The sequence below is a fragment of the Streptomyces sp. NPDC050619 genome (assembly GCF_040654815.1).
In the GTDB taxonomy this organism is placed as follows: Bacteria; Actinomycetota; Actinomycetes; order Streptomycetales; family Streptomycetaceae; genus Streptomyces.
Window position 1 is genome coordinate 168,024 of the sequence record NZ_JBFAIR010000001.1, and the last position, 21,301, is coordinate 189,324.

The 21,301-nt window shown below is 68.9% G+C and carries 19 protein-coding genes; 16 read left to right on the plus strand and 3 right to left on the minus strand.

Translation table 11 applies throughout. The annotated features are described in order from the left end of the window. Positions 1-11 precede the first annotated feature (11 nt). Genes AB0I77_RS00760 through AB0I77_RS00775 form a run of 4 tightly spaced genes read left to right on the plus strand, consistent with a single transcriptional unit; the run spans position 12 to position 3,797 of the window. Positions 12-1,634 carry a hypothetical protein gene (locus tag AB0I77_RS00760; protein ID WP_363280092.1) on the plus strand — a complete coding sequence of 541 codons (1,623 nt, stop codon included), beginning with the start codon at positions 12-14 and terminating at the stop codon, positions 1,632-1,634. Positions 1,635-1,660: 26 nt separating this feature from the next. Continuing rightward, positions 1,661-1,927 (plus strand): acyl carrier protein, encoded by a 267-nt coding sequence (locus tag AB0I77_RS00765; protein WP_363280093.1) that lies wholly within the window; start codon positions 1,661-1,663, stop codon positions 1,925-1,927. Between the two features lie 20 nt (positions 1,928-1,947). Further along, a complete protein-coding gene (locus tag AB0I77_RS00770) occupies positions 1,948-2,808 on the plus strand; it encodes a class I SAM-dependent methyltransferase (RefSeq protein WP_363280094.1) in 861 nt (286 codons plus the stop codon). Then, positions 2,805-3,797, plus strand: a complete 993-nt coding sequence (locus AB0I77_RS00775) for a phosphotransferase (protein ID WP_363280095.1) — start codon at positions 2,805-2,807, stop codon at positions 3,795-3,797. Before AB0I77_RS00770 ends, AB0I77_RS00775 begins: the two co-directional genes overlap by 4 nt. Positions 3,798-3,967: 170 nt before the next feature. Here AB0I77_RS00775 and AB0I77_RS00780 read toward each other — a convergent pair whose 3' ends face one another. After that, a complete protein-coding gene (locus AB0I77_RS00780) occupies positions 3,968-5,425 on the minus strand; it encodes an SDR family NAD(P)-dependent oxidoreductase (RefSeq protein WP_363280096.1) in 1,458 nt (485 codons plus the stop codon). Between the two features lie 68 nt (positions 5,426-5,493). On the opposite strand from AB0I77_RS00780, the gene AB0I77_RS00785 reads away from it, so the two are divergent. The 6 genes from AB0I77_RS00785 (at position 5,494) to AB0I77_RS00810 (ending at position 12,340) form a co-directional block, all read left to right on the plus strand. Further along, positions 5,494-6,213 (plus strand): hypothetical protein, encoded by a 720-nt coding sequence (locus tag AB0I77_RS00785; protein WP_363280097.1) that lies wholly within the window; start codon positions 5,494-5,496, stop codon positions 6,211-6,213. 323 nt (positions 6,214-6,536) lie between these two features. Then, positions 6,537-7,703, plus strand: coding sequence for a 3-dehydroquinate synthase family protein (locus AB0I77_RS00790; protein WP_363280098.1), 1,167 nt, complete (start codon positions 6,537-6,539; stop codon positions 7,701-7,703). Continuing rightward, a complete protein-coding gene (locus tag AB0I77_RS00795; RefSeq protein WP_363280099.1) occupies positions 7,700-9,829 on the plus strand; it encodes a DegT/DnrJ/EryC1/StrS family aminotransferase in 2,130 nt (709 codons plus the stop codon). Before AB0I77_RS00790 ends, AB0I77_RS00795 begins: the two co-directional genes overlap by 4 nt. Then, positions 9,826-10,530, plus strand: a complete 705-nt coding sequence (locus AB0I77_RS00800; protein WP_363280100.1) for a hypothetical protein — start codon at positions 9,826-9,828, stop codon at positions 10,528-10,530. Before AB0I77_RS00795 ends, AB0I77_RS00800 begins: the two co-directional genes overlap by 4 nt. Next, positions 10,527-11,270, plus strand: coding sequence for an SDR family oxidoreductase (locus AB0I77_RS00805; protein WP_363280101.1), 744 nt, complete (start codon positions 10,527-10,529; stop codon positions 11,268-11,270). The genes AB0I77_RS00800 and AB0I77_RS00805 overlap by 4 nt, the downstream gene beginning before the upstream one ends. A 35-nt stretch (positions 11,271-11,305) precedes the next feature. After that, positions 11,306-12,340, plus strand: a complete 1,035-nt coding sequence (locus AB0I77_RS00810; RefSeq protein WP_363280102.1) for an alcohol dehydrogenase catalytic domain-containing protein — start codon at positions 11,306-11,308, stop codon at positions 12,338-12,340. A gap of 7 nt (positions 12,341-12,347) precedes the next feature. Here AB0I77_RS00810 and AB0I77_RS00815 read toward each other — a convergent pair whose 3' ends face one another. Then, entirely contained in the window at positions 12,348-13,124 is a 777-nt protein-coding gene (locus AB0I77_RS00815) for an aminotransferase class IV (RefSeq protein WP_363280103.1), read from the minus strand. A 56-nt stretch (positions 13,125-13,180) separates the two neighbouring features. Between AB0I77_RS00815 and AB0I77_RS00820 the strand changes: the two genes are divergently transcribed. Continuing rightward, the gene (locus tag AB0I77_RS00820) at positions 13,181-13,747 is read left to right on the plus strand and encodes a nucleoside monophosphate kinase (RefSeq protein ID WP_363280104.1); all 567 of its coding nucleotides are present in this window, start codon (positions 13,181-13,183) and stop codon (positions 13,745-13,747) included. Here AB0I77_RS00820 and AB0I77_RS00825 read toward each other — a convergent pair. Continuing rightward, the gene (locus tag AB0I77_RS00825) at positions 13,744-14,838 is read right to left on the minus strand and encodes a nucleotidyltransferase family protein (RefSeq protein ID WP_363280105.1); all 1,095 of its coding nucleotides are present in this window, start codon (positions 14,836-14,838) and stop codon (positions 13,744-13,746) included. The two genes, AB0I77_RS00820 and AB0I77_RS00825, sit on opposite strands and share 4 nt — an antisense overlap. A 326-nt stretch (positions 14,839-15,164) precedes the next feature. On the opposite strand from AB0I77_RS00825, the gene AB0I77_RS00830 reads away from it, so the two are divergent. The 5 genes from AB0I77_RS00830 to AB0I77_RS00850 all read left to right on the plus strand — a co-directional run bounded on the left by AB0I77_RS00830 (position 15,165) and on the right by AB0I77_RS00850 (position 21,291). Then, positions 15,165-15,371: a hypothetical protein gene (locus AB0I77_RS00830; protein WP_363280106.1), complete on the plus strand. Its 207-nt coding sequence runs from the start codon at positions 15,165-15,167 to the stop codon at positions 15,369-15,371. 5 nt (positions 15,372-15,376) lie between these two features. Beyond that, a complete protein-coding gene (locus AB0I77_RS00835) occupies positions 15,377-16,441 on the plus strand; it encodes a nucleotidyltransferase family protein (RefSeq protein ID WP_363280107.1) in 1,065 nt (354 codons plus the stop codon). A gap of 397 nt (positions 16,442-16,838) precedes the next feature. Beyond that, a complete protein-coding gene (locus AB0I77_RS00840; RefSeq protein ID WP_363280108.1) occupies positions 16,839-18,107 on the plus strand; it encodes a radical SAM protein in 1,269 nt (422 codons plus the stop codon). Further along, positions 18,104-19,630 (plus strand): radical SAM protein, encoded by a 1,527-nt coding sequence (locus tag AB0I77_RS00845; protein WP_363280109.1) that lies wholly within the window; start codon positions 18,104-18,106, stop codon positions 19,628-19,630. Before AB0I77_RS00840 ends, AB0I77_RS00845 begins: the two co-directional genes overlap by 4 nt. Beyond that, the gene (locus AB0I77_RS00850) at positions 19,627-21,291 is read left to right on the plus strand and encodes an AMP-binding protein (RefSeq protein ID WP_363280110.1); all 1,665 of its coding nucleotides are present in this window, start codon (positions 19,627-19,629) and stop codon (positions 21,289-21,291) included. Before AB0I77_RS00845 ends, AB0I77_RS00850 begins: the two co-directional genes overlap by 4 nt. Positions 21,292-21,301 lie beyond the last annotated feature (10 nt).

A 21,301-nucleotide genomic window follows, 5' to 3' on the forward strand; every position in this document is an offset into this window, starting at 1 on the left:
CGGGAGGGATCGTGCTGGATCAGGCACACGAACTCGAGATCGCGCGGACGGTGTCCGCCCGGATGAGGAAACGGGGCCAGTTCGCGGACGATGACTGCGTGATGCTCATCGGCTCCTCGGTGTCGGGCTTCGGCCACGCGCGTTCCGACCTCGACCTGCTCGTCTCGGGCAGTACGAACGGCCGCCTTCCGCTGCACGCCTTCCACGACGGCCGCCGGGTCGACGTCGACTTCCTCGACCCTGTCGCGTGGGAGGAGACCAAGGGCTGGGTGAACACCTGGGCGCGCTCGGTCGACGAGCCGTACGAGGGCCGGACGCCGCAACCGGTGGACGACCGTGAATGGTGGGCCGATCATCTGTGGCTGTACGACCGCGTGGTGAACAGCGTCCCGATCACCGAGCGTACAACTGCCGAGTTCCTCAAGGACAGTTCGGCGGATCTCCTCTCGGCCGCCATCCACAACTACTCGCGCGCCCTCTGCCTGCGGATGGCGCGGCGCGCGGGAGTGCACCTGCGGTCGGACAACCTCGCGGCCGGTTCCCAGTACCTGGCCGAGGCGCTGCTCGCCGCCGTGGAAGGGGTGGCGGCGGCGCGCGGGATCACGTTCGTGAGCGACCGGACCGTACTGGAGAAGGGGCGGCGGGTGCAGACCCCCGAGGACCCGTGGGACTCGGCCGACATCGAGTTCCTGTTCAACGACCTGATGCGCCGGGCCTGGGGCACCGGACCCGACCGGAGCGCCGAAGTGCCCGCGGTCCTTCAGACCCTGCTCGGCCCCGAGTTCGGCGAGCAGGTGAACGCCACCACTGCCGACCTCCCGCCGGACGGACATCTGCGGCTCGACCTGGTGCCGGGCTGGAAGGCCCAAGTGGCGGGCGGCGAGGGCTTTCTGCTCCGGCCGGACCGCTCGCTGTACGCCACCAGCCCGGCCGTCGCACGCTTCGTGATGGACCTCGGCGCGGTCCGGACGCTCGGCCGGCCCGTCGCCGCCGAACTCCTCGCCACCGGCGCCGTGGTGATCGAGCCGGACGGCCGGACTGTACCCACCGTCCACCGCACCGCCGAACACCCGCCCCTGTCCGAGGTCTGCACGACTCCGGTCGCGCCCAGCCCCGAGGCATGGGTGTCGTGCCGTATCGCCGCCCACTGGTACGCGATGACGGTGTGGAGCCTCTCCGACGATCTGTACGGCGCCGTGGAGAGCGGTCACCGCAACCGCGTGATGCCGATCCTGCGCAAGGCCGAGATCTACCTGAGGATGATGGCGGTCTCGCTCAAGAGCGTGCGCAGCGACGTGGGCCGCAACGTCGCGATGGACCTCCAGGGCAGCGCCCTCGGCGACGGCTTCCACGAACTGCTCGACCTCGTGGCCGGCGAACGGCCCGAGGACTTCCGGCTGGTTCCGGAGCGGGCGGTCGCCGTCTTCGGTGCCGTGATGGAGGCATGGGGCATGCCCGCGCGGGCCGACATGTTCGAGACCAGCCGGGGCTTCATGAAGCAAGTCGCCGATGTACGCGTGTGGTTCAGGGTCTCCGACGGACTCGGTATCCCCGTCGAGGCGCCCGCCACCCTCCTGGCCAAGGGCGGCGATGCCGGGCCGGGGAAGTCTTCGGTCTACGCGGACCCGTCCTGATCAGCCAGAGCAGAGGGAGACACAGTGTGACTACCGTTCTCGACCGTGTGACGCAGATCCTCGTCTCCCATCTCGGCGTGGACGAAGGCCAGGTGACGGCGGACACGGGCTTCAAGGAGCTCGGCATGGACTCCCTGGACCTGGTGGAGATCATCATCCGCTTCGAGGAGGAGTTCGCCGGGGAGGCCGACGCCGGCGCGGAGTTCGAGATCAGCGACGACCAGGCCAAGAAGATCACGACCGTGGACGACGCGGTCGCCTACCTCAAGTCCCGTGGAATACAGGACCGATAGCCCCCAGAAGGAGTCGACACATGGGCAGTCCGGGCGACACGGCGGAGTTGACGGAGTTCTTCACGAGGGTGCTCGGCGGGGAGTGGCACCTGTACTCCTCCCACATCCTCGGCCACGAGTCGGAGACCGAGAACCAACAGGCCAAACTGGACCTGCTCGCGGACCTGATGCACCTGCGGCCCGGCGCCCGGGTGCTCGACATCGGCTGCGGCTGGGGCGGTTCGCTCACCTACCTCGCCACTCGGTACGGCGTGACAGGCGTGGGGATCTCGCTGGTCCCGCAGCAGTGCGCGTACGCCGACCGGCGGGCGCAGAAGCATGGCGTACCCCTGGAGTTCCGGCCCAGCCACTGGCAGGACTTCGAGACGGGCGAGCCGTTCGACGCGGTGATGACCACCGGCGTCGTCGTCCACTTCCCCAGCCTGCTGGACTACTTCGTGCGGGCGAGGCAGTGGCTGCGGCCCGGCGGGATTCTCCTCAACGAGGAGATGCACCTGCTGTCGGCCGACGCGTCGGTGTCCCGGGCGAGCCGGGCGCTGGCCGCCCTGGACGACGTACGCAAGAAGGGCCGCGAGGCCGGGGGCAGGCTGGTCGTCGACGAGGAGGGCAACTACGTCACCCTCGACCAGGAGACGGAGTTGCTGCGGAAGGCGGGCTTCGAGGTCGGGCGGGTGGTGCCGCTGTCCATGGCGGACTACCAGAAGACTGTGGAGGGGTGGGTGGCCAACTGTGAACGCAGGGAGGCAGAGCTGACCGAGCTGGCCGGCCGGGACGTCTACCGCTGGTACCGGCTGTACTTCCGGCTCTTCCGCAGGCTGATCGACGAACGGGCGATGCAACTGGACGTGGTGACGGCCCGGGTGCCGAACGACGGCCCGTGACCTACGACATCCCGGAGCCGGTCCGCGCCGCCTTCGCGACGACCTTCCGCCTCGCGGAGCCCGACGGCGTCCTGAGCGTCGAGCGGGTGGCACGGCCCGGGCGGATGTCCGAGAGCGCTCGGGTCCGGGTCCGGGAGGCGGACGGCGGCACGCGGACGGTCTTCGCCAAGTGGCCGTCACGGCAGGCGAGGATCCGCCGGATCGCCCGGCTCACCGGCGCCTATCAGCGGGAGGTGATGTTCTACCGGGACCTCGCGGGACAGTGCGGGGCGAGCGTGCCGCGGGTGCACCACGCGGCCCACGACTCCGGGACCGACGAGTTCGTCCTGCTGCTGGAGGACCACGGTGAGGCCCGTCCGGGGGACGATGGGCATGGCTCGGTGGCGGATGTGCGGCGGGCACTCACGACCATCGCCGGGCTGCACGCGCGATGGGCGGGCGAGGGGCTCGACCGACTGCCGTGGCTGCCCGACTGGCATGGCCCCCAGGTGCGGCGCTACACGCGGTTCGAGCTGGACCGGATCGCCCGGGCCGTCGCACGGGGGCGACTGGCGCACGCGCGCCCTGTGCTCCCCCTGGTGGCCCAACTGGGCGAAAACCTGGACGAGTTCTTCGCCCTCGCGAGGGCGAGCTCGCGGACCGTCGTCCATGGCGACCTCCATATGGATCAGGTGCTTCTCCCCGAGGCCTCGGGCGCCGTGATCGTCGACTGGCAGCTCGTGCAGCGAGGCAGTGCGGGCCTGGATGTTGCGCGGCTCCTCGCCATGGGTCTGCCGACCGAGGAGCGGCGCAGGCATGAGGCCGAGTTGTTGGGCGCCTACCGAGAGGAGGCCGGCGGGGGCGTCCTCCTCGACGAGTACCGCAGGGGGATCGTCTGGACGGCGTTCATGAACACCTCGTACGCCCTGTCCAGTGGGCCGGAGACCTTCTCCAACGTCCTGTTCGGCAGGGTCGCCGCGGCGGCCGCCGACCATGGCCTCCTAGCTTGATCTTTAACGTGCGGCGTCGAACGCTCCGGCGAACTTGATCACTCGGTTCCGGGGCGAGTTCTACGCCTGTCTGACCGCTCGTTCGGACGCGTTGTTCGAGCTGGCTGATGCCGCGTACGCCAGCTGCCGAACCGAGTGATCAAGTTCGACGCCGCACGTTAAAGATCAAGTTAGGCCGCCAGGGCTCGCAGGTCCTCCCATGTCAGCGGTAGGGGAACCGACCGGTCGACCACTCCGGGCCGGTAGAGGTCGACGCGCCGACCGCCCGTGCCGACAAGGAGCCCGCTTGCCGCCTGAGGACCGCACAGCCAGCTGATCGCGGCCACATTGTTCTCGGGGTCCTGCTCCGGCGAGTTCCGGTAGGCGACCGGGTCGGTGATGCCGTGGTGCCGGGCGCGCAGGAGCTCGATCCGTCGTCGGCGGGCGCCGGGCGCCTCCGGCGCGGAGGCCCGGGTCCGGCCGCTGGGGAGCACGACGTTGACGCGGACTCCGCTGCCCGCTACCTGCTCGGCGAGCGAACGGCCGTACGCGAGCACCGCTCCCTTGGCGGTCGAGTACGTGCTCAGCCCCGGCGAGCCCGTGACCGAACGCGACGAAAACAGGACGATCCGGCCGTGTCCCCGCTCGCGCATGGGCCCGAGGCAGGCATCGACCAGGTGCCGTGCGCCCGCGACATGGACACCCAGTGCGGCGTCCCAGTCCTCGTCCGTGGCTTCCTGGACGAGCGCCTGGCGGACGACACCGGCCGCGTGGCACAGCGCATCGACCCGGCCGAAGGCGCGCACGGCGTGTGACACCAGGTCCCGGCACTCGTCCGGCCGCGAGACATCCGTACAGAACGCGAGGGCGCGTCCGCCGCGCCGCGTGATCGCGTCGGCGGTTTCCTCGGCGAAGGCCGGGTCCCGGCCGCGGCCGTCCGCGTCACAGCCGAGGTCGGCCACGACGACGGTCGCGCCCTCTTCGGCGAGTCCGGTCGCCACCGCGCGTCCGATCCCGCCGCCACCCCCGGTCACGATCACCACCCGGTCTGCCAGACCGTGTTCGGCCGGTGCCCCGAACGCCTCCGCGACCTGCGCGGTGGTCGGACGCCCGTCCGCGCGCAGGAGTTCGCGTTCCACGCTCGGGGCCGCAACCCGGCTGACGTCCGTGCCGCTGACGAGGTAGATCTGCCCCGTCGCGGCCGGGTCGGGCCGATCCGTCAGCAGATGGACGAGCCGCGCCCCCTCGGTCCTCTCAGCCATCAGCACGCCCTGGACCGACACGCCGTAGAACGACAGCTCGGCCGCCGCCGACCGCACGAATCCGGACAATGACTCGCAAGCCGTTCGACCGGTTTTGACGGCGTCTTCGGGCAGCAGCAGAACGCAGACGAGGACTCCGCCGCGCTGCCCGGCCAGCAGCCGGGCGGCCCCGCGAGCGCGCCGCGCGGCGGCCGCGACACAGCGAAGCTCATCGCCGTCCGCCATGGTCAGGGCAGCCCCCACCACGACGGCACGCACCGGGCCCGCCGCGGGCAGGGAGGCGTGGATATCGCCGCCGAATGCGGCGGACAGGGGCTCGATGAGGGGTTCGTCGGCCAGAACCGAAACGATCCCGTCGCCCTCGCGGGGCTGATGGTGCCGTTTCATGGCCGCACCATCGATGTCGCCCTATCGTGGGTCAGCACGACGATTAACCGAGACATAAGGACGATTCCATGAGTGAATCCGACTGGCTCGACCACATATCGATCGACTGGAACGACTTCGACGGTGCGAGCCGGATCTCAGGTGAGATCGTGCGGCATCTGGCTGCCGACCGGGCCTCGCTGCGGCGCATGGTGATGGAGGCTCAGCAGGACGAACGCCTGCGCCCGCTCGCCGAAAAGCACTACGAACTCACATACATCGTACTGTACGACGCTCTGGACCGGGGCCTGCGCGTGCGCCTCCATCGCTTCACCAAGGGCCTGGAGGACATCCCCCACAACCACCGGTTCTCCTTCTCCTCCGCACTGTTGGCGGGCTCGTACGTGCACACCATCTTCGACCTGGAGCGGCCCGAGGACGCCGAACCGGGGAGCCGGCTGTGGACCCTCGACCAGCCGCAAGGCACCCACGAGGGCGCATCCGTCCAGCAGTTGGAGATGGTCGGACTGCGGCCGGCGCTGGCCACCGTGCAGAACGCCGGAAGCTCCTACACGCTCCATCACTCCACGATCCACAAGACGGCGATGCCCGACGAGACCGCCTTCTCGGTCTTCTGCCGCGGTCCGGCCCAGAAGCCCTGCGCGCTCCAGCTGCAGCCCGACAGCGAGAGCTACCTGTGGAAGTTCGGCCGGGCGAACGAGACGCCCGACGTGCTCGCCTCCCGCGGACTGAGCGACGAGGAGTACCGCGGCTTCATCACGGTGCTCGAAGAGGCGGAAGTCATCTGACATGCCGCATCGCCGCTCCCGGCTGGCGCGTAATGAGCCAAAGGGGTTGATGGCACTGGGCAGTTCATTCAAGATGAGGGGCCGCACCGCCCGGCGCGCCGAGCGGCCGGACGGCCGCGGCCTCATGAGAGCGGCTCTGAATCACCGCCCGCTCGGATCGCGTACGGAGAGCAGGACACCATCGCAACGATCCGTCGCTCTCGCCGCGTCGCCCCGTTCCAGCCTGGTACCTCCGTGTGTTCGCACCAGGACTACCAGGACGGTCATGCGATGCCCGGTCATTGAGACCGCCAGCAGGGTCACCCACGAGGAGGAGACAGCCGATGCCACTGGGACACGGGACGCTGGACTTACGTGAGGACCCCGACGGCACGCTCTCCGTCGAGGTGACACGGCAGGACACGTACCCGGTGATCATCGGCCCAGGCAAGCTCGATACTCTGCCCGCGCTGACCGAACAGATGGGCCTGAACGACTCGACGTTCGTCGTCACCGACACCGATGTCGCCGACGTGCTGCTGCAACGCACCCTCGACGTGTTCCGGGACAGCGGTATCAGGGCAGAGCCGATCATCATCCCCGCCGGTGAGGCCTCAAAGTCCTGGCCCGTGCTCCAGAGCGTGATCGAGGCGCTGCTGGCCCGGGGCGTGAAGCGCCGCTCGGTGCTGGTGGCCCTGGGCGGCGGTGTCGTCGTCGACTCGGTCGGGTTCCTCGCGTCGGTCGTCATGCGGGGACTGCCGTACATCAATGTCCCGACCTCACTGGTGGCCCAGCTCGACGCGGCCATCGGGGGCAAGACGGGGATCGACCACGACGGCTCCAAGAACCTCCTCGGCGGCTTCTATCACCCGGCGGCCGTCCTCATCGACCCCGAACTGCTGCGCACCCTGCCCCCACGGGAGATCAGAAGCGGCCTGGCGGAGGCGGTGAAGGTGGGCATCCTCCATGCACCGCTCTTCACCAAACTGGAGAAACTCGACCCGGGCACCCCGTACGACATCGAGGCCCTCACCGCCATCACCCGCGACGCGGCCACCTACAAGATGCACCTGCTGAAGGACGACCCCTTCGAGCGGTCACTGGTGCGAGTGCTCAATCTGGGCCACTCCTTCGGACACGCCCTGGAGGCGGCGACCCGGTTCGAGGTGTACCGCCACGGCGAGGCGATAGCCGTGGGCATGGCGCTGGCCACGATGATGAGCCGGCACCGCGGACTGTGCAGCGCCGAGACCAAGGACCGCATCCTGGCCTGCCTCGCGCACTGCGGCCTCCAGGTTTCGCTGCCGCTGTCGCAGACGGCCGCGACCTGGGACGAGATCGACGTCATCCGCCGGATCCGCAACGGCGTGCTCAACGAGGTGCTGCCCGTCTCGGTGGGCGAGTGCGTGGTGGTCGACGAGGTCTCCCGCGACGAATTCATGTCGGCCGCTGACGCGTTGACGGCCCTGGCAAGGACCTTTCCCCCGCGAGCCACAGCCGGCCAGCGGTGAGCGCCGCCCGGCTCCTCGTCGACGGAGGCGGCACCACCACCCGCGTCGCCCTCTGGCGCCAGGGGGACGACACACCGTCCGTGCAGTGCGACGGGCCCAGTTGCAACCCCCGTAGCGTGGGACGGGCCCGTGCCCTGGCCAACCTCGACGATGTGATGCGCACGGCGTGGCAGAGCCGTCCCCACGGGATCGACGCCCTGGATTCGGCCTGGCTGTGCCTGTCCACGGCCTCGACCCGCAAGGCGCTCGACGACTTCGCGACGGGGCTGCTGGACCTGCCCTCCTCGCTGCTGGACCAGGCAGGCGAGGTGTGGCTCGTCAACGACATCGCGCCCCTGCTGGTGCACGACGGGCGGGTGGTCGACCGCGTGGTCGTCATCTGTGGTACCGGCACCGGCTTCTGTGCCGTGAACGTCGCCAAGGGCCTGACCGCGCGCGCCTCCGGCAAGGACTATCTGCTCGCCGACGAGGGCGGCGGCTTCGACATCGGCCTGCAAGGGCTGCGCGCGGCCGTCCGCGACACCGACGGACGCGGCCCGCGCACCCGGTTGACCCAGTTGGTACGGGAGTGGCGGGACGTCGGCCAGGAAGAGCTCTTCGACCTGGTGTACGACTCCGAGGAACCCAAGGTGCTCATCGGCTCCTTCGCCCCGTATGTGCTGGCCGCCGCGGCGGAGGAGGACGAGTGCGCCCGGACCATCGTGGACCGCGCGGTGGATGAACTCGTCACCGGGGCGCGGGCCGTCGCGGAACGGGCGGGACTGTCCGGACCCCATGAGGTGGTCCTGGTCGGCTCCAATCTGGTCGGCTCAGAACAGGCCGTATTGCGCCGCGAGTTCGAGCAGAGGCTCGGCGAGGTCATGCCGGAGGCGACGGTACGGCCCTTGCGCGGGACCACCTTGACCGCTGTACGGGACATGGCCGAGCTGTTGCCCGGGGACGAGCGTCTTCAGCAACTGCTGGGGGAGTGCGTGCCGTTGAGGCGGCTGGACCGGGGCCCGGAGTCGGCTGTCACCGTCGCCCGCGGGAACAGCCGGTTCGAGTTCGCGCGGATCCTGTCTCCCGTGCTCGCCGAGTTCGAGAGTGTGCTGCTGTCCGGCGAAGCCATCCTCTCCCTGGAAGTACGCCGGTTCGAGCAGGCGTTCGCGGACTACATCGGCTGCCGGCACGCGCTGGGCGTGAACAGTGGGACCGACGCCCTGACGCTCGCCCTGGAAGCACTGGGCATAGGCCCCGGCGACGAAGTGATCACCGTGGCCAACACCTTCCACGCGACCGCACTGGCGATCAGCCGCGCCGGTGCCACCCCGGTGCTCGTCGACGCCCGCCCCGACGACTACCTGATGAACACCGACGTCCTCGAAGTGGCCGTGACACCACGCACCAAAGCCGTCGTGGCCGTGCACCTCTTCGGCCTGCCGCTCGACCTCGGGCCGGTCGTCGAGGTGTGTGAGCGACACGGGATACCCCTGGTGGAGGACTGCGCACAGGCCGTCGGGGCACGGGTCGGCGGCCGGCGCATCGGCTCCATCGGGGCGATCGGCTGCTTCAGCTTCCACCCGAGCAAGAACCTCGGCGCCGCCGGCGACGCCGGACTGATCACCACGAACAGCACCGAACTGGCCGAACGGGTGCGAGGTCTGCGCTACTTCGGCCAGCGTCAGCGCAAGGTGCACAGCGAGCTGGGGCACAACTCCAAACTGGACGCCCTGCAAGCCGTCGTCCTGCACCACAAACTCCCGTTCCTCGACGCATGGAACGCGGCACGCGCGGAGCGGGCGGCACGGTACCGGGCGGCGCTCGCGGATCTGCCCGTCGGCTTCCAGACCCCGGGCGAAGAGCACGTGTACCACCTGTTCCAGTTGCACACCGACGAGCGGGACGCGCTGCTCGCTCATCTCGGCGGCCGGGGCATCGACGCGGTGGTCCGCTATCCGCGCCCGATCCATCTGCAACCGGCGTTCGCACACCTGGGATACGGCGAGGGCGCGTTCCCGGTCGCCGAGCACCTCGCCGACACCCTGCTCTGTCTGCCGCTGCGTCCCGATCTCGGCGAGCGGGAGATGGCCGCGGTGGTGGCGGCGGTGCGCGAGTACTTCGGTCAGGACGGGCGGCGTACGACATGACCTGGAGCGACGCACCCCAACTGCCCTTCGGACCGAATCCGGGCCCCGGCCGGCTGATCACCATCGACGGTCTGGACGGCTCCGGCAAGACCACGCTCACCGCGGCACTGCGCGACCACCTCACGGCGGCGGGCGTACCCGTGCTCACCACCCGGCTGCCGACGACGCAGATGCGCGAGACCTCGTTCTTCCGTCTGCTGCGCGACCAGGGCCGCACGGATCTGGTGGACCCGGTCGCCTTCGAGGTCGCGTACATGGTCGACCGGATCCAGCACTGCCGTACCGTCATCGCGCCCGCGCTCCGCGACGGCCGGACCGTCATCACGGACAGATACGCGCTGTCGTCCATCGGCACCCTGCTGCTGCGCCTGCCCGCGATGCGCAGGACGGTCCTGGACTCGCTGTTCAGCGAGGCATGGTTCATCGACCTGTGCCGCCATCTGATCCGGCCGGATGTGTCCTTCGTCCTGTGGACCGAGCCGGAGACCGGCGCACAGCGGCTGCACTCCCGCCCCGGGGAGGCCGACGCGGGCTTCGACCCCCTCGACTACGCGGAGCTTCAACGGCTGCTGCTGGAGCTGGCCGCGGCGAACCACATGGTCCCGGTCGACTCCGGGGGCAGCCCCGAGGAGGTGGTCGCCGTCTGTCTCGAACATCTGGACGGGAGTCGTCGGCCGGCCGTACAGCGGGGACGCGCGTGACCCCTGGGGCGATCCTCACCACCGGCGGGTCGCGCGGGATCGGGGCCGCCATCGCCTCGACGATCGCTGCGTCCGGACGACGGGTCGCGGTCCTGTCGAGGAGACGGCCGTCCCCCGACGACCAGAGCTGGGCGGAGCCGGCAGGGCAGCCGCGCGTCGACCGCGTCGAGGCCGATCTCGCGGACGCCCGGGCCACGAACGCCGCGATCCGCGCCTGGCGCGGGAGCATCGCCGAACCGCTCGACGGAATCGTCCTGAGCGCCGTGTCGTACGGACACGGTCCCAGGCACCCGGTGCTCGCGACCCCGTTGGAGGAGTGGGACGAGGTGATGGCCGTCAACCTCAGGGGACAGTTCGTCGCGGTCTCCGCCGTGCTCGCCGAACTCGTCGCCAGACCACGGGCGATGATCCTCTCGGTCAGCTCGACCGCAGCACTCGAATCCGCGCCCGGCCGCGCCCACTACGCGGCCTCGAAGGCCGGCGCGCTGGCGTTCTTCCGGGCACTGACGGAGGAACTCAGGGACACGAACGTGTCCGTGGTGCAGGTGATGCCCAGAAACCAGGTCGCCACCCCCGGGCTGGCGGCGCGCAGACCACCGGGCTTCTCGTTCGAGGGCTACGACCCGCCGACCGTGTTCGACGCGTTCGTCCGGACAGCGCTGTCGGACTTGGGAGCGCGGTTCGACGGGGCGCTCGTCACCGTCGACAGCGACGGCCGCTGGGAGGCGGCGCGCGCGTGAGGCCCGGCACCACCGAAGACAAAGGAGGGGCAGGCATGACACGCGAGGGCACCATGCGCATCGCCCGCTACTACGACAACCGGACCGTCCGCGTCGAGTCGATGCCACGCCCGGTCATCGGGGACGGAGAGGTACTCGTCCGCGTCATGGCGAGCGGCATCTGCGGCAGCGACGTGATGGAGTGGTTCCGGGTGCCCAAGAGCCCGCGGATTCTCGGGCACGAGATCAGCGGAGTGGTCGCCGAGTCGCGGACGGACGCGTTCGCGGCGGGGGACAGGGTCGTGGTCCGCAATCAGATTCCCTGCGGTACCTGTCACGCCTGCCGGTACGGCCATCAGGCCGTCTGCGAGCAGCAGGTGGAGATCGAGCCGGGCGGCATGGCCGAATACATCCGCGTGCCAGGGGAGTTGGCGGACCGTGGACTGACCCCGCTGCCGTCCGGCCTGTCGTTCCAGGCCGGCACGCTGGCCGAACCCCTGGCGTGCACCCTGCACTCCCAGGCCCTGGCCCGGATCGAACCGCACCACTGCGTCCTGGTCCTGGGCTGCGGTGTCTTCGGACTGCTGCACATCCAGGCGGCCCTGGCCGCGGGAGTGGAGCGGGTCATCGCCGTGGACAAGGTGGCGTTCCGCAGGGAGGCGGCCACGCGTGCGGGCGCGACCCTGGTCCTCGACACGGACGCCGACCTCGCGAGCGAGGTGCGCCGGATCAACGACGGGCGCATGGCGGACGTGGCGGTGCTGGCCACCGCCGCCCCGGAGGCGCTCGTGGCGGCGTCGGACGCACTCGCCCGGCACGGCACCGTCCTGCTCTTCGGCGCCCCCGCCCCGGGAACCCCGGTGCCGCTGACGCTCAACCAGATGTTCTGGCGGCGGGAGTTGACCATGGTGAGCAGTTACGGCGCCGGGGACGTCGATCTGGCCCGCGGGCTGGAACTGATGGAGAAGGGCGCCGTGGACGGCGAGGCGCTGATCACGCACAGCGTGCCGCTGGCGGAGGTGCAGCGGGCCTTCACCACCGTCACCGAGGCCCGCGACTCGCTCAAGGTCGCCCTCGACCTCTCCCCGTGAGGATGCGTCAGATCTCGTCGCCCGGAAGGGACTCGTAGAGCTCGACGAGTCCCTTCACCCGGTCCTCGGCCAGGGGCAGCGCCACGCCGTTGACCTGTGACACCGCCGCGATGCCCCGCGAGTTGGTGATGAACACGCCGTCGAACGAGGGCAGTTCAGCCACCTGGATCGGCCGCTTCGCGGAGTCCGGGCCGTGCGCGACGAGCAGTTGCATGGTGATCCCGGCGAGCAGCGGAGCCTTGGGCCAGACGACCGCCGTACCGTCGAAGAAGCCGATGTTGGCGGTGGCGGTCTCCGACACCGTGCCGCCGGGGGCCATCAGCAGGGCGTCGTCGTGACCGCCGCGCCGGGCCAGCCGCTGGTAGTAGGCCTGGCCGAAGTCACCGATGTGCTTCACCTCGGCGACGGACCGTTGGTAGGGGACGGTCATCAGGCGGCGGGCCGAGTTCGGCGGCTGCTTCGGCGGTCGTACGGCGACCAGGACCGCCGTGGCATCGCCCCGGTCCGCCGGATAGACGTGCACCCGCACGGAGGCGTCACGGATGTCGTCGCCGAGAGCGTGCCGGATGCGATGGCGGATCAGTTCGCCGTCGAGACCCGTGCCGAACAGGTCGCGGTGTGCGGTGTCGAGACGCGCCAGATGCAGCGCCAGCCCTCTGACCCGCCCTGCGCGGACCTGCATCGCGGTGAAGTGCCCGTACGCCCGCAGCACCGGCCCGAACAGGTCCTCGGCGGTGGCCACGCGGCCGTCGATCTCGAAACGAGGTAACGCGGCGTCCGTCATGACCTCAGGGTAGCGAGGCCGACCAGGACGCGGTGGGTTCGGGTAGCGTCTGCCCGGTGACATTGCCTCCCATCATCGCGGTCCTCGGCGTGCCCGGCGCGGGCAAGAGCACTCAGGCGAAGGAGGTCGCGCGCAGCCTGGGCGGCACTGCCGTCTCCGTCGGCGACTGGCTGCGGGCTCTCGCGGCAGCCGGTGACGAGGACGCCCGGTCGACCGTGGCGAGCGGCTCGGCGATCACACCGGCCCAGTACGAGCGGTTTCTGCGCCATGTACGGGAGCAGGTGTCGGCGAAGGTGCTCGTACTCGACGGATCTCCACGCGACGAGCGGCACGTCCCGGTGCTCGCCGACGGCCACCCGGGCCGGGTGTTCGGCGTGCTGCTCCAACTGCCCACCACCGTCGCCGAGTCACGCATCCGCGTCCGCAAAGACAGCGCATCCTCGGACCGGCCGGACGACTCCGACGAGGTGGCGGCCCACCGGATGGCGCTTCAGACGGCGGCGCTGGCCCGCCTGGCGGAGAGCTTCGAGGCCCGGTGGCCGCTGGTGACCATCGACGCCACCGAGGACGAGCCCCTGGTCACGCGACGGATCCTGGAGTCGCTGCCCGAGGACTGGGCCTAATACGGACGGACGGTGACCTGGTCGCCCAGGGCGCCGTGCGGGCCCAACTCGGCCACCACGCCGATGTCGAGGAACGCCGGCAGACAGTCACCGAGGTTCATCAGCGGTGCGGTCGTACTCCGAATGCTCTCCAGGTCCGGCAGTCCGGTGACCTCCATCTCGCAGATCTGGCCGGCCGCCCGCAGCGCGTAGTACAGGGTCGGCGCGATGTAGGGGAAGCGCTGCGCCTCCTCGTGGACGTGCTCGGTGTTCAACCGTCCCTGTTTCCACAGGAGTTTGAGGTGGCAGAGCGCCTTGATGTTCGGGTCGCCGAGCAGCATGCAGTCCGCGTACAGGCGGTGCAGCAGCGTCCAGGTCAGGACCCGGTCGCTCAGGGTCGCCACGTCCTGGTCCCCGACCCGGATCGTCTGGGTGTCGGCCCACCAGTCGTTCTCTGACGGTTTGACGCGGGTGCCGACGTCATCGGTCAGCAGGTTGAGGGTGTAGTGCAGATCGACGGAGAGCTTTGAGTGCAGCCGGTCGTCGACGAAACAGAAGCGGTGCGGCATCAGCGCGCGCAGCCGCGTCCCCAGGTCCGCCAACTCGGGCATCGGCACGAGCTTTTCGTGCGGCAGTAACTGTCCGAAGGAGTAGAGGGACTCCTCGGTCATGTGGGTGATTCGCGGCGGCATGCGCCGCACCTTGCCGCTGTCGATCCGCAGATCGGGCTCGTAGCCGAGGGAGATCAGCACCTCCCGTGCCTCGGCCAGGCTCTTTCGCCGTACGAGCAGGTCGATGTCACTGCTCAGCGAGGGCGCGGCGGTGTTGTCGAGGAGAAGGTCAAGGGCCAGGCCCTTGTAGGCGATCAGCGGGATGTCGCGGCCGTGCAGCACCTCGGCGACGCGGACGAGCTCGGCGCGGTGCAGCTCGCGCATGGCCAGACCGGCCGTGCGGAAGAGCTGGAAGGGGCCGTCCGGATCCTGTACGACGGGATGCCAGGCGTGGCTGACCAATGCGGCGTTGACGATCCTCCGGCGCTTCAGATAGTCGAAGACCGTACGCGGGCCGTGCGTGTCGAGGATCCGCGAAAAGCAGTCACGCTGGTAATCCACGGAAACGTCTGGAAACGGAATCAGGGTCGCCCGAACGAGATCGATCCGATCGGCAACGGGCAGTGCCGATAATTCAGCCATTTCGCCAGTCCTTGTGTGTGGCGGTGATGGTGCCTCGGTACTGATCACGCGGTTGATCAGCCTAAGTCGCGCACGTGTGCGATGCAAGGGCCGCCCCGGCCTGCTGTTGCGGGCGCAAGCCGACTCCTTCGGCGTGCTCATTCGGTAGCCATGCAATAGCCTGGACGAAGCGCTTGCGCGCTCCTCCGAGTCCGAGGAAGTGATCTGTGGTGTCCGAGGAATTCAGTGCTGAAACACCCGTTTCCGTGAGCCTGTCGCTGCGCGACTCCGCCGATGTCTCCGCACTGGTGAGGGTGTTGCGCGGCACTCTCGCGGAGGTCACCGACTCGGTCGCCGTATCGGTCAGAGGTTCGAAATCGGTGATCGTCGGTCTTCTGTCGGACCTGGAGGACAGTACCGTGGCCGTCTCGGCCAGGATTTCCCTGCGGGCGGACCGGCCCGTGAAGGAGTAGGCGGGTTGTCGAACGCCCACGCCGCATTCCAACTGCTTCGATGGTGCGCCGATCGCGGCCATGACCCTGGAATCGGTCCATCCGGCGACGGTGTCCGCCCGTTCCTGAGATCGCGGAACATCGACTCACTGCTGGCCCTGTCGTCGGGGACCGACGACGCATGGCAAACGGCCTACGACACGGTGTGGCAGCACCAGCTCTCGGCACTTCACCAGGTCGTCGACGCCCTGACGGGCACCGGAGTGCGCACGCTCACCTTCAAAGGCGGGGAGTTGCTCCCGCGGCACTTCCCCGGACATTCCCTGGGCCTCATGGGGGACGGGGACATCCTGGTACCGCGCGACCGGATCGAAACGGTCAAGTCGGTGCTGTACGGACTCGGATTTCGCCATGCCGTCTTCGACGCGGCGCAGGGAACCGTAAGGGACCGCGATCTATGCGACGTGGCGGAAACCGAGTTGCGCCATTACGAGCTCGCCTCGTTCGTGAAAACGGTCGAGGTGACTGACCCGGTGGTCCTCGAAGCGGCGCGGGCCCACCACGCACACCCCCTTTACGCGCTGCCGGACCGAGCGGTGATTCTCACCGCGATCGACGTCCACCACAATGTCGCCCTGGACGCGGACCCCGGCCCGCTCTTCGACCGCGCGGTCCCCAGTTGTCTGGGAGTGGGGGAGACGCTGTCACCGGCCGACCATGTCTGGCTCAACCTCAGCCGGTACTACAACGAGGTGGCCATCCACGGCGCGTGCTCGCTGCGTCCCTTCGCCTACACGATCCCCGAGATCGCCGCCGGTGACGTGGCGTGGGACGTCGTCGAACAGGTCGCCCGTGAGCTCGCGCTCGGCCCGACGCTGTCGTACTTCCTGCGCTTCTGCGACCAGGTGGCCCCGGGGCGGATTCCCCCGGGCACGCTCGCCGCCGTACACCAGTCGGCCGGCAGCCGGGTGCGTGACTGGGGTTGGCAGCTCGCGAAGCTCTTCGACTTCCAAGAGGCGTTTCCCGCCGACGCGTTCGCGCCTGAGCCGACGATCTCCCACGCGAGAAAACAGGCCACGCACCCCAGTTGACGAAGTCCGCGGAGGCATCCGATCCGGCCATTGGCCCGGCCACCGAAACCGTCTGCGGCATCCACGCGTCGGCCTGCCGTCGCCCGTGGCCGCGGACGCCCGGAAATCAGCAAACCACCTGGTCTTTCCCGGCGCGCTGCCAGTGATCGGAATTCGCGCCGGGGGCCACCGTCGGCCGAGCGGATGCCCTGGTGGCCGGGTGGCGTGAATTTGGTGGCCGTCATGGCCGGAGTGCTGCTCCTGGGTTGACGCCCGAGTTGACGCGAACTTAGGGTCAAAAACTCGGAGCACTCTCGAAATCGAAGTCTTTTACCGGTGCTATTGCGTGTAACGGTGTATTCGAAGCGAAGGGGGCGCGATGAAGAAAGTGCTCTTGGCGACAGCTCCGAAAGAAGCCTTGGTCGAGGCAGATGGAGTCGGTGGAAACTGGTACGACCGCACCGACACCTATATGGCCTGGACCTGTGCGGTCGACCTGGAGGACCGGCTTTCCGTCACCTGTCCGCCGACCGGGCTCCGTTTCATCAAGCACAATGTGCCGGATGTCGAGATTCTCGAGTACCCGACCTGGCAGGAATACCTCGACGCACTGCACGCCGAGGACTGGGACATGGTCGGCCTCAGCTTCTACACCTGGTCCACACCGGTCGCGATCGAGATGGCCGAGCACGCCAGGGAAGCCGGTGTGCAGGAGATCTGGGCCGGTAACTACGGCGTCCTCTCGCCCGGCATCGACCAGTACTTCACCCGGCTGGTGAAGGGCGCCGGCGAGGGCCCGATCCACCAGTACGTCTATGACGAACCGCTGCCGCGGGTGCGGCACCCCGCGATGCTGGGGGAGAGCGGATTCCGCGGGATGAGTTCGCCGGTCGGTTATCTGTACTCCAAGCGTGGGTGCAACATCGGCTGTACCTTCTGCTCGACCCCGATCTTCAATCCCAAAGAAGAAGCCATATTCATGGAGGACACGTACGCGGCGCTCGACGCGTACCGGGATGCCAAGGTCGCTCACGTCATCATCTACGACGAGAGCTTCTTCCTCACCAACCAACTGGCCGAACAGGTCGTGGACGCCCTCGCGGAACGCGAGCTGCCATGGATCTGTCTCACCCGCGCCGACCTGATCCGGGGCCGGATTCCCGAACTCACCGACCGCTATATGGACGGAGCGATCGTCGGTATCGAGTCCTATCGGGACAAGAACGTCGCCGACGTGAAAAAGCGCGACGACGTCTACAACGTACGGCAGACCGTGCGTGAGCTCATCGACAACGGCCGCCGGGCGCTCGGCACCTTCATGGTCGGCTTCGCCGAGGACAGCATCGAGGACATGCAGTACGACATAGAGCAGCTCAGCGAGGAAGGGCTGTTCGCCTGCCAGTTGACCCTGCTGACCCCTTTCCACGGCACCCGGCTCTACCGTCAGATGGAGAACCTGATCGACGAGCCGGACCTGAGCAAGCACGATCTGTACAACCTGGTGTGGAAGCACCCGAAGATGAACCGCACCGAAGCGCGCGAACTGCTCGCCTGGGCGCAGCGCCGGGTCAACGACCCGGATCGTATCGCCGCCCGGCTCAAGCAGGAGATGAAGACGAAGCTCCGCGGCGAACTCGCGCGCCGCCACGCCGAGCGGCAGGTCAGCCCCTCGGGATCGCCGTCATGAGGAAGCTGAACGTCCTCTGCGTCCAACTGGGCTTCCACGACGCCTATCCCGACGCCTCCACCCTGGCGACGACCTACAACGACGGCATCTACTACGTGGCGTCCTTCGTCCAGCAGGAGTTCCCGGACGCCCGCGTCGAGATGTGCCAGATGTTCTGGGGGGAGAAGCCCGACGACTTCCCCCTGGCCGCCTACGACTACATCCTGATCTCGGCGCTCGCCACCCACTTCTGGTCCAACCTTGAGGCGCTGGAGCTGATCCAGCGCGAGAAGCGCTCCGACTGCATGGTGATCATGGGCGGGCCGCATGCCGCGTTCGCGCCCTACGAGGCCCTGCGCTACGCCGACTACGCGGTGATCGCCGAGGGAGAGATCCCGTCCGTCCAGCTGATCAAGGCGCTGGAGGCCGGCGACCCGGTCACCGGGGTCGACAACCTCGCCTACATCGGTGCGGACGGCCAACTGGTCCTCAGCCAGGTCGCCCGGTACGGCAACATCGCCAACGCGATCAATCCCCAACTCCTGGCACGGGCGCCCAAACTGCACTGGGCCACGGTCTCCATGTCCCGCGGCTGCCCCTTCGACTGCTCCTTCTGCTACGCGATCCGCCTGCTCGGCCGGAAGTTCCGCACCAAGACCGCGGAGGACGTCCGCGGCGAGCTGGACGCCATCTACGAGCAGACCGGCTGCAACCGCTTCTACGTCACCGACCTCAACTTCACGACCCGCAAGAACTACTGCCGGGAGATCGCCGAGACCTTCCGGGACCGGGGCTACAAGTTCATCGCCATGAGCCGGGTCAACCACGCCGACGACATGGACCTCGTCCTCGACCTCAAGCGGTCGGGTTTCGAGGAGTACTGCCTGGGCGTGGAGTCGGAGGACCCGAGCGTCCTCAAGGCGTTCAACAAGCGCGTCGACCCCTCGGAACAGACCCGGCGCCTGCTGCGCTTCGCCGAGAACGACATCGCCATCCACTCGGCCATCATCTTCGGCCTCGATGTACAGGACCGCCAGGCGATCGAGGCCACCGCCCAGTGGTGCGCCGAGGCGCGCATCATGCACCCGGTCTTCGTGTGCCTGGCCGAATACCCCTTCCAGGACCTGCTGTACGGGGCCCGGCAGGACGTCGAGGACCACCGGATCATCATGGAGGTGCCGACCTACCAGCACTACTCCTTCGTCGGCATCTTCCCGCGCCAGATGCGTCCGAGCGAACTCCAGCAAGGCATCCTCGACAGCTACGACATCTTCTTCAAGCGGGCGTTCGAGATCGAGCAACGGCCGCAGAGGCGGGCCCGGTTGAAGTCCTACGCCCGCAGTGTGGACCGCGGACGCGCGGGCATGGAGCAGCACATCCGCTTCTTGGAGGACCTGGAGAAGCCGTACTACACCACCTCCGGGACGCTGAAGGAGGACCTCCTGAAAGCCGACTTCGACTCCCGTCACGGAGAGCTCCGCGACTGGCTGGCGAAGTCCTCCAAGCGTTCCGACGTCGAGTTCGTGAAGCGATACGCGCGATGACGGGGACGGTCATCCACACACTGCTCGACAGCGCCCGACACACCCCGGACCGGCTCGCCTTCCGGGTGATCGAGAGATCCGAGGAGGAGTTCGCCCTCAGCTGTGCGGACGTGGCCCGCATGATCGGCGAGACTGCGGCGGGCCTCAGCGCGGAAGGGCTCGGCGAGGGAGACGTCGTCGTCCTCGTGCTGCCCACCTCCCGCAACTTCCTGTCGGCGTACCTCGGCTGTCTCTACGCCGGGGTCGTACCGATCGTCGCCGCAGAGCCGTCGGGCGGCAGCAGCGAGCGCTATACGGCGAACCTGCGCAGGCTCGCCGAGCACGCGGGGGCCCGCCGGATCATCGCGCCCCCGCCCCTGGCAGCCGACCTGCCGCTCCCGGTCAGCACACCGGACGCGCTGCGCGGCACCTACCTCCCGCCCGACGCGCCGCGCGCGAGGCCGGAGTCGCTCGCCCATCTCCAGGCCACCTCCGGCTCGACCGGCGTCCCCAAGCTCGCCATGATCCGGCACGGCAACATCGTCGCCAACGTCCGCGCGATCGGCGAGGCGATCCGGGCCAGACCGGACGACTCGCTGGTGAGCTGGCTGCCCCTCTTCCACGACATGGGCCTCATCGGGATCTCCTACGCCCTCCAGGCCCGTATCCCGATGGTCCTGGGGGACCCCGTCAACTTCCTGCGCAACCCCATGTCGTGGCTCCGCTGGATCAGCCACTACGGCGGCACCCTCTCGCCCGCCCCGAGCTCCGCCTTCCACATCTGCGCCCGGGTCGCGCGGCGCCGCCCGCCGAGCGATCTCGACCTGTCGACCTGGCGTGTCGCCCTGTGCGGCGCGGAACCGGTGCACGAGACCACCATGCGCGAATTCCAGGCCGCGTTCGGCGGGTTCGGCCTGCCCGAGACGACGCTCAGGCCGGTGTACGGGCTGGCGGAGGCGACGCTCGCGGTGACCATCCCCGATGTCGGCCGCCCCTATGCGGTGGACCGGGTGGACGCCGAGGCCGTCGCGGCGAAGGGCCATGCCGAACCCCGCCCCGCCGATGACCCGCGCAGTGTCAGCATGATGTGCGTGGGCCCGGTGCTGCCCGGGCACCGGTTGCGAGTGGTCGACGAGGACGGCAGGACGGTGCCGGAGCGGGCGATCGGTGAGATCGAGGTGTCCGGGCCCAGCGTCATCGACGGCTACCTGCCGGGGCCGGACCAGGAGACCGACGACGAGTTCAGGACCGCGGACGGATATCTCCGTACCGGCGATCTCGGTTACCGGCTCGACGGAGAGGTCTATGTCACCGGCCGCCGCAAGGACATCGTGATCATCGCAGGCCGCAACTACATCCCGGACCAGCTGGAGCGGTTCGTGGAAACGGTCACGGAGTCCCCGCGCACCCCGGCGGTCGTGGCGGTCGGCGTCCCCGACCCGATCCTGCCCACAGAGCAGCTCCACCTGCTGCTCGACGAGCGGCTGGCCGAGGAGGGCGACCGACAGGCCGTCACCGACCGGGTCGGCCGCGCACTCACCGAGGCCTTCGGGATAGCCGGCGCCAACTTCCACTGGATTGCCCGGTCGAAACTCCCGCGGACCACCAGCGGCAAGATCCAGCGCCATCTGTGCCGAAAGATGATCGAGGAACAGCTCACCGCGCCCGGCCGACACGCATGACCGATGGGGG

Bases quoted from the DNA above. Each gene is read 5' to 3' on its own strand.
- AB0I77_RS00780 (WP_363280096.1), bottom strand. From the start codon at position 5,425: ATGAAACGGCACCATCAGCCCCGCGAGGGCGACGGGATCGTTTCGGTT.
- AB0I77_RS00770 (WP_363280094.1), top strand. From the start codon at position 1,948: ATGGGCAGTCCGGGCGACACGGCGGAGTTGACGGAGTTCTTCACGAGG.
- AB0I77_RS00850 (WP_363280110.1), top strand. From the start codon at position 19,627: ATGACGGGGACGGTCATCCACACACTGCTCGACAGCGCCCGACACACC.
- AB0I77_RS00845 (WP_363280109.1), top strand. From the start codon at position 18,104: ATGAGGAAGCTGAACGTCCTCTGCGTCCAACTGGGCTTCCACGACGCC.
- AB0I77_RS00815 (WP_363280103.1), bottom strand. From the start codon at position 13,124: ATGACGGACGCCGCGTTACCTCGTTTCGAGATCGACGGCCGCGTGGCC.
- AB0I77_RS00785 (WP_363280097.1), top strand. From the start codon at position 5,494: ATGAGTGAATCCGACTGGCTCGACCACATATCGATCGACTGGAACGAC.
- AB0I77_RS00800 (WP_363280100.1), top strand. From the start codon at position 9,826: ATGACCTGGAGCGACGCACCCCAACTGCCCTTCGGACCGAATCCGGGC.
- AB0I77_RS00810 (WP_363280102.1), top strand. From the start codon at position 11,306: ATGACACGCGAGGGCACCATGCGCATCGCCCGCTACTACGACAACCGG.
- AB0I77_RS00790 (WP_363280098.1), top strand. From the start codon at position 6,537: ATGCCACTGGGACACGGGACGCTGGACTTACGTGAGGACCCCGACGGC.